Genomic DNA, 12,236 nt, shown 5'->3' with positions numbered 1-12,236 from the left:
TGATCTCACCCGCCTGCTTCGAGGTGATCACACGCTCCGACTTGTAGAGACCGGCCGTCTTCAGGCCCTCGAGTTCGCTGCGGAGATGGGACAGGAAGGCTGAAGTCATGGCGCTCTCGCTTCAAGAAAACATCGCGTGCCTGACGAGTATCATGACGGCTTTTGACTTGCAGCAAAATCCGGCGCTCGGCCGGATCCAGCGTAAAAACGACAGGGCATTTCACGCTGCGATGGTGCGGCGGAAATAATGTGTCGCCAAGCGCTTCGCCACAGACATTTTCCGACGACGGAGACGCGGGGTCTACCGCCCTCACCCCTCCACATACCCGTCGATGACCGCGAGGAATGCCTCGCCGTAGCGTTCGCGTTTGCTTTCACCGATGCCGGGAATGTCGAGCAGTTCGTCGAAATCGCGCGGGCGCTCCTTGGCAAGCGCAATCAAGGTCGCGTCGGGGAAGACGACATAGGGCGGGACGTTCAACTCCTTGGCGATTGAGAAGCGCTCGGCGCGGAGCAGTTCGAAGAGTTCGAGATCGGAACCGGCCAGATCCGCCCGTTCGCGTTGCGCACCCGACTTCGCTCCACGCGCGGCCTTGCCGGAGGTCGGGCGGTCCTTGCGGAAAAACACCTGGCGCTCGCGCTTGAAGACGGCGCGTGCGTCCGGTTCGAGCTTTATCGCCCCGAAGGCGGCATGGTCGACGCTGACCAGGCCTGCCGCCAGCAATTGGCGGAAGACCGATTGCCAGGTGCGAGCCGGCAGGTCCTTGCCGGCGCCGAAGACCGGCATGTCGACATGGCCGAAACGCTCGGTCTTCTCGTTGATCGTGCCCATCAGCACATCGACCACATGACCGGTGCCGAAACGCTCGCCGGTGCGATAGACCGCCGCCAGCGCCTTGATCGCCGCCTCCGTCCCGTCCCAGGTCTCGACCGGCTTCAGGCATGTGTCGCAATGGCCGCAGCGGCCGGGATGCGCCTCGCCGAAATGCGCGAGGATCGCCTGGCGGCGGCAGCCGGCGGTCTCGCAGATCGCAAGCAGCGCGTTGAGCTTGCCGCGCTCGATACGCTTGATGTCGTCGGCAGCTCCCCCCTCGTCGATCATCCGGCGACGTTGCAGGACGTCGGCCATGCCATAGGCCATCCAGACCTCCGACGGCTGGCCGTCGCGCCCCGCACGCCCGGTCTCCTGGTAATAGGCCTCCACCGATCCCGGCAGATCGAGATGGGCGACATAGCGCACGTCCGGCTTGTCGATGCCCATGCCGAAGGCGACGGTCGCAACGAGGCAGAGGCTCTCTTCTTTCAAGAAAGCGTCCTGGTGCTTGTCGCGGAGCGTCCGGTCCATGCCGGCGTGATAGGGCAGCGCGCGGATGCCCTGCGCGTTCAGCCATTCGGCCGTATCTTCGACCTTGGCGCGCGACAGGCAATAGACGATACCGGACGCGCCCTTGAAGCGGGAGAGAAAGCGCAGCAATTGCTGCCGCGGCTGGTCGCGCTCGACGATTTCATAGGCGATGTTCGGCCGGTCGAAGCTGGTGGTAAAAACCTCGGCTTTGCTGAGCGCCAGCCGCTCGACGATGTCGTCACGCGTATGCGGGTCAGCCGTGGCGGTGAGCGCGATGCGCGGCACGCCGGGGTAACGCTCGGCAAGCAGCCCGAGTGCGCGGTACTCGGGGCGAAAATCATGGCCCCACTGCGAAACGCAATGCGCCTCGTCGATGGCAAAAAGCGCGATGCGGGCATTGCCGATGAGATCGGAAAACCCATCGGTCACGGTCCGCTCCGGCGTCACATAGAGAAGGTCGAGCGTGCCGTCGTGGATCTGGCGCCTGACGGCGACCGCCTCCTCGCGCGTCAGCGACGAATTCAGCGCAGCCGCATTGACGCCGAGCTGTTTCAGCGCTTCCACCTGGTCGCGCATCAGCGCGATCAGCGGCGAGACGACGACACCCAGCCCGGGGCGGCAGAGCGCCGGGATCTGGAAGCAGAGCGACTTGCCGGCGCCGGTCGGAAAGAGAACGACCGCATCGCCGCCAGCGGTCACATGCTCGACCACTTCCTGCTGCTTGCCGCGAAAGGCGGAATAGCCATAAACGCGCTTCAGCACGTCGAGCGGTGCCTGGCCGGCTTCGTCGAAGAGCTTGCTGGCAGCGCTTCTTGAGGGCGTCGCCCTTTCGACGAACTCCATCACATCTCCTTCGGGAATCAGCTTAGGCCATCATGGCCACATGCGCAGGCAATGCCATAGCCGTTGCCGCAACTGAAGAGACAAGGGCTGTTTTTCCCCGAAGGCCCTGCTGCGCTTCATCGGGGATTGCCCGGTTTGCCAGCTTGACCTTGATAACACATCAGTACTTTAGTGACCCGCAAAAATCAGGAAGTCACCATGGCGAACATTCTCGCAGCGAGCGGCGGCGTCAAGCAGGTCATTTGCATCAACTGGGGTACGAAGTACGGCGCACCGTTCATCAACCGGCTCTACGCCATGGTGGCGCGCAACATCACCCCCCCCTTCACCTTCACCTGCTTCAACGACAATTTCGAAGGGTTGCGTCCGGAAATTCTCTGCGAGGACCTGCCGCCGCTGGACATCGGCGAAATGCCCAAGAACACGCCCGGCATCTGGCAGAAGTCGCGGCTCTGGGGGCCGAAGCTCGGCAATCTCAAGGGCCCCGTCCTGTTCCTGGACCTCGACCTGGTCATCGTCGGATCGCTCGATGGTTTCTTCGAGCAGGGGGAACCGGACGACGTCATCCTCGCCCGCAACCAGACGACGCCGTTCGAGCGCCTCGGCCAGACCTCGATTTTCCGCTTTCCGGTCGGTAAGCTGGTGCCATTGCAGGAGAGGTTCCGCGCCGACCCGCAAGGCATTGCCGACGAGTACCGTTTCGAGCAGCGCTTCGTCACGCGCAATGCGCCGGGCGGAGCAAAACTCTTCCCCCGCCGCTGGGTTTTGCATTTCCGGCAGGACTGCCGCCGGCCGTTCCCGCTCAACTACTTCCTGGCGCCGCGCCTGCCGAAGGACGCACGCGTCGTGCTGTTCCCGCGCAACATCCTGCCGCAGCATGCGATCGAGGGGCGCTTCGGCAAGAAGGACAAGGTCTCCACGCCGCTCGGCCATATCCTCGGGCTGTTTGCATCCGACCGTTACGAGAAGAATGCGTTTCGCTACCTGCGCCACTACATTCGCCCATCGCCGTGGGTGGCCGAACATTGGCGCGAATAGTCGAGACCTCGTCGAGAGCAAGCCTGCTTTCGCCGTGCGGGCCAGAAATACCCAGCTGCTAGCGCGCCGCCGGCCCCTTCACGCGGCCTGACAGCACGCCGAAGCCCTCGATGATCGCTTCCTGGTTTTCAAGCCGCGTCACTTCGTGCTGCACCTCCTGAAGCGTGCGCAGCAACTGAGGAACGGCTTCGAGGTCGCCCTCCTCGGTCGCATAGGCCAGTTCACGTTCAAGCTCGCGCACCTGCCAATGCAATGCCTTCGAGCGTTGGTGCAGGGCCAGCGCCTGCAGATAGCCTTCGCGGGCGTCCTCAGGCGCGGCCGCCGTCGTCGCGGTCCAGAGCCTGGCATAGCGGATCTGCTGGTCGATCGCGGTAATCAGCGCGCCAAACCCCTCGCCCTGCAACTGTTCGAGCAGATCGTCGCGGTTGAGCCGTGGCCCCTGCGCGGCCGCAGCGTTCAACACCGCCGCCCAGCAGCGCTGCAGCTCGCGGTGATCGAACTCGATCGTCGAGATCTCATCATACTCGTCGAACAGCAATTGCGGGTGGTTGACGATGGTAAGCGCCAGCACGCTCTCTCTCAGAAGCGGGGCCACCTGTTGTCCGCTGACCAGCGTCGAACGCGCCAGCCGATCGGAAATCGCCGTCGGCCCGCTCGCATTGGGTCCCCGTGGCTGACCGGCGCCACGCGCTCCGCCGCCGCCCTGCCTGCCGCCACGCTCGAAGGGACGCCGCTCGCCCCGCCCTGCTCCTGACGATTGCAGGAAGGCGTGCAACCGGTCACGCATGTCCTGGCCATAGTGCCGGCGCACGCTTTCATCGGCGATCACGGATGTCACCTGCTTCAGCCGCGCTTCGAGCTCGGCGCGCTTTTCCGGCGTATCGAAGGCGCCGCCCTGGACCTCGCGCTGCCAGACCATCTCGGCCAGCGAACGGGCGTTGGCAAGCACCTTGTCGAAGGGCCCGCGGCCCTCCTGGCGCACGAGATCGTCGGGATCCTTGCCATCGGGAAGCATGGCGAAGCGGACCGAACGGCCGGGCTTCAAGTGCGGCAGCGCCAGGTCGACGCCGCGGTTGGCGGCGCGAATGCCCGCCCCGTCACCGTCGAAGCAAAGCACCGGCTGCGACGTCATCTTCCACAAGAGATCGAGCTGGTTTTCGGTGAGCGCCGTGCCGAGCGGTGCCACGGCATTTTCGACACCTGCCTGGTGCAGCGCGATCACGTCCATGTAGCCTTCGACGGCGATGATCGTTCCGGCCGCATCGTCGCCGCCGGCGTCGCGGGCGCCGCCTTGCGAAGCACGGCGCGCACGGGCGAAATTGTAGAGCACGTTGCCCTTGTGGAAGAGCTCGGTCTCGTTCGAGTTCAGATACTTGGCCGGCGCGTCCGGCGACATGGCGCGACCACCGAAGGCGATGACCTTTTCGCGCGACGACAGGATCGGGAACATGATGCGGTCGCGGAAGCGGTCGTAGGAAACCGGCACGTCCGGCCCGTGCACCACGAGGCCGCAAGCCTCGATCTGCTCCTTGGCGACGCCCTTGCCGGCGAGATGTTCCTTGAGCGCATTGCGGCTGTCGGGCGCGTAGCCCAAACGGAAGGTCTCGATCGTGCGCCCCGCAAGCCCGCGCTCGCGCAGATAGGCGCGCGCCTTGGCGCCACCCGCCGTCTGGAGCTGGTCCTCGAAATACGCGGTCGCCATTTCCATCACGTCGAGCAGGCTCGTGCGCTCCTTCTCCCGACGCTCGGCCTGCGGATCCGGCTGCGGCATGGCAACACCCGCCATGTCGGCGATCTGCTGTACGGCTTCCGGAAAGCTCAGGCCTTCGAGATCGGTGAGAAAACGGAAATGGTCGCCCGAAACACCGCAGCCGAAGCAATGGTAGCGGCCCTTGCGGTCCTCGCAGTGGAAGCTCGGCGACTTCTCGCCGTGAAAGGGGCAGCAGGCCCAATAGTCGCCGCGCGAGACGTTGGTCTTGCGCCGGTCCCAGGTAACGCGCTTGGCAATCACGTCCGAAATCGGAACGCGATCGCGTATCTCGTCAAGAAAGGACTGTGAAAAGCGCATGGATACCTCTGGTCGATCCTCCATATAGGCGGCATGGCCGGCGGGCGCTACAACGGTGATCCTGCTTGCACGCTATTCACAGGAGCGAAACGGGAATCGCGCGTCAAATCACCAATCAAAAGTTGTGTATGAATATTTTCCAAAGACCAAAAGTAGCGCTTGACACCCCTTTGACGAAAAGGATCAATTCGCCGTCTCGAATTGGATCACTTGCCATGGCCGTTTCCGTCAAAGTGCTCGCCTCCAGTCCGGCTTTCTTCAGCGCGGTGCTGAGCTATGCGCGCGGCATGGTGGAGATGTATGCGGCAAACCCACGGCTCGCCTCGATCTTTGCCTCGCAGCAGCGCTGGCTGATGGCCCAATCTGGCCTTGCGCTCTATCACGACCGCGATCCGGATGATCCCTCGAGCGGCCTCTACAGCGGCCGTTTCATCAACTATGCCGTCATGCACGGGATCGCCAGCCGCAACACCGCAGCATCCTTCGTGCAGGAAATGGTCGCCTACCGCTTCGCCCGCTACATCACGGTGCAGCCGGACAAGCGCAGCCGGCCGCTGGAACCCACGGAGGCAGCACTCGACTATGTCTGGAAATGGATGCAGTCCCATCTGGCCATCCTCGACGCCTTTGACGGCCAGTCGCGGCTGGCGCGGCTTAACGAAGAGCAGGACCGGTTCGGGCGACTGCAGGCCGCGGTCGCCCAAGCGCTTGTCGGCAACGACACGGTCCGCCGTCCAGGCCCGACCTTCGACCTCTTCACCTGGGTCAATTCCGGTGGCGTGGTGATGGATGATCTCTTCTCGCGCATCGGCGACTTCGACCCCGAGGCGGAGCGCCACGCGATCGGGCCGGTTTCGCCGAGCGATCTCAGCGAACGCTTCATCATCTCCAAGACCCACCTCAAGCGGATCTTCGTCAAGGCAGCGCTTTTGGGAAATATGGGGTGGGAGCGGACGCCCGGACGCGGCGCGGTCTGGCTGTCGAAAGCCTTCATCCGTGAATACTGGGATTACCAGGCAGAGAAGTTCGCCCTGATCGATCGCGCATTCGAGGCGACGTTTCCGGCGAAAGCCGAGGTGGCGACGCCCGTCCTATCGCGACGGGCGCCGGCACTCACTTGAGCGGAGCTACTTGAGCAGTTCCTTCACCAGGCCGGAGGCCTTGGCGAAGTCCATCTGGCCGGGATAGCGCTCCTTGAGCACGTTCATGCACTTGCCCATGTCGCGCAGGCCATGTGCGCCGGTTTCGGCGATGACCGAGGCGCAGAGTTCCTTCACTCTGTCTTCCGGAAGCTGGGCCGGCAGGAACCGATTGATGATGACGATTTCCTCACGCTCCTGCGCGGCAAGCTCCGGCCGGCCGGCGTCATCGTAGATACGAGCCGATTCCTCGCGCTGCTTGATCATCTTGGCGAGGATCTGCAGGATGTCGTCATCGCTGACCGGGTCCTTGCCGAGGCCCCGATTGGCAATGTCCCGATCCTTGATCGCCGCCTGGATCAGCCGCACGGTCGAGGTACGCCGTGCGTCCTTGGCTTTGAGGGCTTCCTTCAGTGCGTCAGCGAACAGGTCGCGCATGTCTATACTCCATGTCGAAACCGGCCCGCGGTGCTCTGCCCGGAACCGGTTCGAAACCATTATTGTTGTCGTCGTCTTAAACCAGTGTGACAGGTGCAATCAAACGGAATACGCAACCGCTTGAATTATAAGGAATTTTATTTCCAGACAATTCACAGCGGCTGGTTGACCCGGCTAAGCGCTTTGGGTATTTTCCCGCACCTGCACAACATCGGCATGAGAGCACTTTTCCGCGGGGTCTCCGCGCGTCCATGCCTGAGCAAAGAAATGGCGATCGACTGCCGGGCTTTCAAGCCCCTGCGCTCCACGCCGCAACGGGATAGGAACGATGACCGCGACACCCGCATGGACCACTGAAAAACCAACCGCACTGCTCGTTCTTGCCGACGGCACCGTGATCGAGGGCAAGGGCATCGGCGCGACCGGCAAGGTGCAGGCGGAAGTCTGCTTCAACACGGCGCTGACCGGCTACCAGGAAATCCTGACGGACCCCTCCTATCTCGGCCAGATCGTCACCTTCACCTTCCCGCACATCGGCAACATCGGCGCCAATGACGAAGACATCGAAGACCTGACGCCGGCAGCACGCCACGGCGCGGTCGGCGTCATCTTCAAGGCCGACATCACCGAGCCGTCGAACTACCGCGCCGCCAAGCACCTCGACGCCTGGCTGAAGGCCCGCGGCATCATCGGCCTTTGCGGCATCGACACCCGCGCGCTCACCGCCTGGATCCGCGAAAACGGCATGCCGAACGCCGTCATCGCCCACGATCCCTCGGGCGTCTTCGACATCGACACGCTGAAGGCCGAAGCCAAGGCCTGGAGCGGCCTTGAAGGCCTCGACCTCGCCAAGGTCGCGACCTCCGGTCAGTCGTCGCGCTGGGACGAGCAGCCCTGGGTCTGGAACGAAGGCTATTCGACGCTCGGCGAAACCGATGCGGCCTACCACATCGTTGCGCTCGACTACGGCGTAAAGCGCAATATCCTGCGCCTCTTTGCCGGCCTCAATGCCCGCGTCACGGTCATGCCCGCCACGACCAGTGCCGACGAAGTTCTGGCGCAGAAGCCGGACGGCATCTTCCTGTCGAACGGCCCCGGCGACCCGGCAGCAACCGGGAAATACGCCGTGCCGGTCATCCAGGACCTCTTGAAGACCGATATCCCGCTCTTCGGCATCTGCCTCGGCCACCAGATGCTGGCGCTGGCACTCGGCGGCAAGACCGAGAAGATGCACCAGGGCCACCACGGCGCCAACCACCCGGTCAAGGACCACACCACGGGCAAGGTCGAGATCGTCTCGATGAACCACGGCTTCGCGGTCGATTCGAAGTCGTTGCCACAGGGTGTTGAAGAGACTCACATTTCGCTGTTCGACGGCACCAATTGCGGCCTGCGCGTCGATGGCAAGCCGGTGTTCTCGGTGCAGCACCACCCGGAAGCCTCCCCCGGCCCACAGGACAGCCACTACCTCTTCCGCCGCTTCATGAACCTCGTGCGCGAGAAGAAGGGCGAACCGGCGCTCGCGGAGCGCTAAGCGACCGACCGACACAAGCTTCCAGGGCCCGCTTAGAGCGGGCCTTTTCTTTTCAAGCGTGCGCCTTCGTTGCCGCCGAGCTTACCCTTCCTGCAGATGCGCGACGATGAAGTCGACGACGGCGCGGACCGACGGCAGTTGCCCACGCCGGTGCGGCATCAACAGCGTCGTCGTCACGCTGCCGGCCTCCCAGTCCGCAAGCACGCGCACCAGACTTCCGGCTTGGATTGCCGCCCGACAGATCTTTCGCGGCAACGCGGTGATGCCAAGACCGGAGACGGCAGCCTCGAGCAACACGTTGGATTCGTCCGCGAGGAACCGCGGCATTGGTCGAACCCTGACGACCACGCCCGCATCGTTGCGCATCGTCCATCCCTCTGCGCTCAAGGAGGCAAGCAGCCCGTCGTGATGCGAAAGGTCGCTAGGCTCGCGCGGATGCCCGCTGCGTTCCAGATAGGCCGGCGCTGCCACCAGGAGGATCGCATCCGTTGCCACCCGCCGCTGTACCATGCCGGAATCGGGCAACGGCGCGAAGTGATCGCGCACCGCGATATCGAAGCCCTCCTGCACCACATCGACGAAACGGTCCGTCGCATGCAACATCACCTTCATCTTGGGATAGGTCTTCGCCAGCGGCGGCAGCAGCCCGGCCAGCATCATCTGTGCCGTCGGCACCGAGGCGGTGATCCTGACCGTGCCGCTCGGCTCGGCAAGGCGGCCCTTGACGATGGCTTCGGCCGCCTCCGCCTCTATCAACATCGCCGAGGCATGCCGGTAGAAATCCTCGCCTATCTCCGTCACGGTGAAGCGGCGCGACGTTCGGTTGATCAGCCGGACGCCAAGCGTCTTTTCCAGCTCGGCCACGCGCTTGCTCAGCGTCGATTTGGGCACGTTCAGCGCCCGCGCCGCCGGCGCGAACCCCTTGTGATCAACCACATGGACAAAGACGATGAAGTCGTTGAGATTGCGCATCGCGGCTCCCAATGTCTGCAAATGTGAACGATACATCCACATTTGCCTGTCTTACGCTACATCGTCCATAAAATTATCTCTTCCTCATCGAAGCCTGATATCGAAGTAAGAGAGACAATGGGTATCTATCAAGACAAGAAAGCCGTGATCATCGGCGGCACGCATGGCATGGGCCTGGCGACGGTCGAGCGTCTCGTCAACGGCGGCGCCGAGGTGCTCCTGACCGGAAACAACGAAGAGAACCTCACCCGGATCCAACAGCGCTTCGGCGACCGCGTTCATGCCGTAAAATCGGATATCGCCGACCTCGGCGAGATCGCCGTGCTCGGGGCGACGGTCGGGCAGAAGCTGGGTTCGATCGACCTCCTGCACGTCAACGCCGGCACATCGCTGCTCGAGCCGTTCGACCAGGTGACGGAAGCATCCTACGATCGCCAGTTCACCATCAACACCAAGGGCGCCTTCTTCACCGTCCAGCGGCTGGCGCCTCTGATCCGCGACGGCGGCTCGATCGTCTTCACCTCGTCGGTTGCCGATGTCGGCGGCCATCCGGGAATGGCGGTCTATAGCGGCAGCAAGGCGGCACTGATCTCGTTTGCCTCCGTCTTTGCCGCCGAACTTCTGCCGCGCGGCATTAGGGTGAACTCGGTCAGCCCCGGCTTCATCGATACGCCGACCAAGGGCGTGGCAGGCGTCACCGACGCCGAGCGTGCCGAGTTCAAGGCGCTCGGCGATGCGATCACGCCGATGGGGCGCAACGGCACGGCGGACGAAGTCGCCCGCGCCGTGCTGTTCCTCGCCTTCGACGCCACCTTCACCACCGGCGCCCGCCTCACCGTCGACGGTGGCCTTGGCCAGCACTTGTCGCCTGCCGCCTGACGCGGCCCGGAGCGGAGAGACAACATGTCCAGATCCATCTCGATCATCGGGCTCGGTGCCATGGGCGCAGCCCTTGCCGGCGCCCTCATCGATGCGGGCAATGCCATCACCGTCTGGAACCGTACGTCCGCGCGGGCCGACGCCCTCATTGCCCGTGGCGCCCGCCGGGCGACAACGGTTGCCGGGGCGATTGCGGCCAGCGATGTGCTCGTCCTGTGCCTCACCGACTACGCCGCCGTCGAAACAACGCTGGCGGACGTCGGCGCAGCCATCGCCGGCAAGACGGTCGTCAACCTCACCAATGGCCGTCCGGACGAGGTCCGGGCGATCGCCGCCCGGCTTGATGGACTTGGCGCGCGCTATCTCGACGGCGGCATCATGGCAACGCCGCCGATGATCGGCACGCCGCACGCCTTCGTTCTCTATAGTGGGGACAGCGCTGCATTCAGGGATGCCGAGCAACAACTCGCTGCCTTCGGCCAAAGCCACTATCTCGGCGAGGATCCTGTTCTCGCCGCGGTCAGCGACCTCTCCTTGCTGTCGGCGATGTACGGTCTCTTCGGCGGCTATCTGCACGCAACCGCACTCGCCGGCAGCGTGGGCTTCACCGCCAAGCAGTTCCTGCCGCTGGTCGAGCCCTGGCTTGCCGCGATGATGACGGCGCTGCCCGATTACGCCGAACGGATCGACAGCGGCGACCATGCCCGCGACGTGATGTCGAACCTTCAGATGCAATCGGTGGCGATCACCAACATCGTGGCCGCAAGCCGTAGCCTGGGCATCGATCCGGCTTTCATGGAGCCGATTGAAAGGCTGGCGAAAAAGCGCCTCGCCGCCGGCTTTGGCAGCGACGAGGCCTCGGGCCTGATCGAGGCGATGCGGGGCAAATAGAGGCCGTCGCAGAGGTCTGGATGCAAGTACGCGCCGATGGTGCTCGCCAAGCAAGCGACAAGCCGATGGCCCGCGGTCGAAACGTCGCGGGCCACCGGCTTGTTGTTGACCCTCGGGCGCCCTTCGCGCATCCTCACCGCAACTGGAGGTGACGATGATTACAGGTCCACAGTGCCGCGCCGCCCGGGCGCTAATCGAAATTTCGCGCGAGATGCTTTCGAGCTTTTCGGGCGTCGACGAAGAGACGATCCTCAGGTTCGAGCGAAAGCTGGAAAAACCGGCCGACGCGGTAATCCTATCGTTGAAGCATGCGCTCGAAAATGCCGGCGCGGTGTTTCTGCCGGAGGGCGAACGCGGGATCGGCGTACGGCTGAAGTTCACCCGCTCCGAAGCTCGCCGCCTCTCGATCCTCGAAAGCGAGGGCGGCGTCGTTGGCGACGACGAGGTTCCCGGCGCCTGAGAATGGACTCTGATTTCAAGGCCTTAGCCAGCTGACTTGAATCGGCATGGCCAGCCGTTGAATCGCTTTGCGAACGAAAAAACCCGCCGTTTCCGGCGGGTTCTTTTTGTCAGATGCGATTGCTCGCGCTTACTTGCAGGCGGCGCAGAAGCGCTGGATGCGGCGGCAGGCTTCTTCGAGCTGGGCTTCCGAGGTCGCATAGGAGATGCGGAAGTTCGGGCCGAGGCCGAAGGCCGAACCGTGCACGACGGCGACGCCTTCGGACTCCAGGAGTTCGGACACGAAGTCTTCGTCCGTCTCGATGACCTTGCCCGACGGTGCGGTCTTGCCGATCAGGCCGGCGCAGGACGGGTAGACGTAGAAGGCGCCTTCCGGCGTCGGGCACGAGATGCCCTTGGCCTGGTTGAGCATCGACACCACGAGATCGCGGCGGCCTTCGAAGATCTTCTTGTTTTCGGGAATGAAGTCCTGCGTGCCGTTCAGCGCCTCGACGGCCGCCCACTGTGCGATCGAAGTGGCGCCCGAGGTCTGCTGGCCCTGGATCATGTCCATGGCCTTGATCAGTTGCAGCGGGCCGGCGGCGTAGCCGATGCGCCAGCCGGTCATGGCATAGGCCTTGGAGACGCCGT

Annotated in this window: 12 protein-coding genes; 7 read left to right on the top strand and 5 right to left on the bottom strand. The window is 63.8% G+C overall.

Annotated features, from left to right (window positions below):
• Positions 1-107: 107 nt before the first annotated feature.
• Entirely contained in the window at positions 108-248 is a 141-nt protein-coding gene (locus L981_RS34780; RefSeq protein WP_156134271.1) for a hypothetical protein, read from the top strand.
• 62 nt (positions 249-310) lie between these two features.
• Here L981_RS34780 and recQ read toward each other — a convergent pair whose 3' ends face one another.
• Complete coding sequence (gene recQ / locus L981_RS28465; RefSeq protein ID WP_043624525.1) at positions 311-2,188, bottom strand: DNA helicase RecQ; 1,878 nt, start codon at positions 2,186-2,188, stop codon at positions 311-313.
• 198 nt (positions 2,189-2,386) lie between these two features.
• On the opposite strand from recQ, the gene L981_RS28460 reads away from it, so the two are divergent.
• Positions 2,387-3,226: a hypothetical protein gene (locus L981_RS28460; protein WP_043624522.1), complete on the top strand. Its 840-nt coding sequence runs from the start codon at positions 2,387-2,389 to the stop codon at positions 3,224-3,226.
• Between the two features lie 58 nt (positions 3,227-3,284).
• Here L981_RS28460 and dnaG read toward each other — a convergent pair whose 3' ends face one another.
• Positions 3,285-5,294 (bottom strand): DNA primase, encoded by a 2,010-nt coding sequence (gene dnaG / locus L981_RS28455; RefSeq protein ID WP_043624519.1) that lies wholly within the window; start codon positions 5,292-5,294, stop codon positions 3,285-3,287.
• Between the two features lie 215 nt (positions 5,295-5,509).
• Between dnaG and L981_RS28450 the strand changes: the two genes are divergently transcribed.
• Positions 5,510-6,415 carry a hypothetical protein gene (locus L981_RS28450; protein WP_043624516.1) on the top strand — a complete coding sequence of 302 codons (906 nt, stop codon included), beginning with the start codon at positions 5,510-5,512 and terminating at the stop codon, positions 6,413-6,415.
• Positions 6,416-6,421: 6 nt separating this feature from the next.
• Here L981_RS28450 and L981_RS28445 read toward each other — a convergent pair whose 3' ends face one another.
• Positions 6,422-6,871 (bottom strand): GatB/YqeY domain-containing protein, encoded by a 450-nt coding sequence (locus L981_RS28445; protein WP_043624513.1) that lies wholly within the window; start codon positions 6,869-6,871, stop codon positions 6,422-6,424.
• A gap of 328 nt (positions 6,872-7,199) precedes the next feature.
• Between L981_RS28445 and carA the strand changes: the two genes are divergently transcribed.
• On the top strand, positions 7,200-8,405 hold the full coding sequence (gene carA, locus L981_RS28440) for a glutamine-hydrolyzing carbamoyl-phosphate synthase small subunit (protein WP_043624510.1): 1,206 nt from the start codon (positions 7,200-7,202) through the stop codon (positions 8,403-8,405).
• A gap of 81 nt (positions 8,406-8,486) precedes the next feature.
• Here the strand turns inward: carA and L981_RS28435 are convergent, their stop codons facing one another.
• Positions 8,487-9,377 carry a LysR substrate-binding domain-containing protein gene (locus L981_RS28435; RefSeq protein ID WP_043624508.1) on the bottom strand — a complete coding sequence of 297 codons (891 nt, stop codon included), beginning with the start codon at positions 9,375-9,377 and terminating at the stop codon, positions 8,487-8,489.
• A 117-nt stretch (positions 9,378-9,494) separates the two neighbouring features.
• On the opposite strand from L981_RS28435, the gene L981_RS28430 reads away from it, so the two are divergent.
• The 3 genes from L981_RS28430 (at position 9,495) to L981_RS28420 (ending at position 11,607) form a co-directional block, all read left to right on the top strand.
• Positions 9,495-10,256, top strand: coding sequence for an SDR family oxidoreductase (locus tag L981_RS28430; protein WP_043624506.1), 762 nt, complete (start codon positions 9,495-9,497; stop codon positions 10,254-10,256).
• A gap of 24 nt (positions 10,257-10,280) precedes the next feature.
• A complete protein-coding gene (locus L981_RS28425; RefSeq protein WP_043624503.1) occupies positions 10,281-11,147 on the top strand; it encodes an NAD(P)-dependent oxidoreductase in 867 nt (288 codons plus the stop codon).
• 154 nt (positions 11,148-11,301) lie between these two features.
• Entirely contained in the window at positions 11,302-11,607 is a 306-nt protein-coding gene (locus L981_RS28420; protein WP_043624500.1) for a hypothetical protein, read from the top strand.
• A gap of 129 nt (positions 11,608-11,736) precedes the next feature.
• Here the strand turns inward: L981_RS28420 and L981_RS28415 are convergent.
• On the bottom strand, positions 11,737-12,236 hold a 500-nt coding region (locus tag L981_RS28415), incomplete at its 5' end, for an aminotransferase class I/II-fold pyridoxal phosphate-dependent enzyme (protein WP_043624497.1).

Origin of the sequence: Ensifer sp. ZNC0028, assembly GCF_000799055.1 — a bacterium.
Lineage (GTDB): Bacteria > Pseudomonadota > Alphaproteobacteria > Rhizobiales > Rhizobiaceae > Ensifer.
This window is presented reverse-complemented; position numbering and strand designations above follow the sequence as displayed.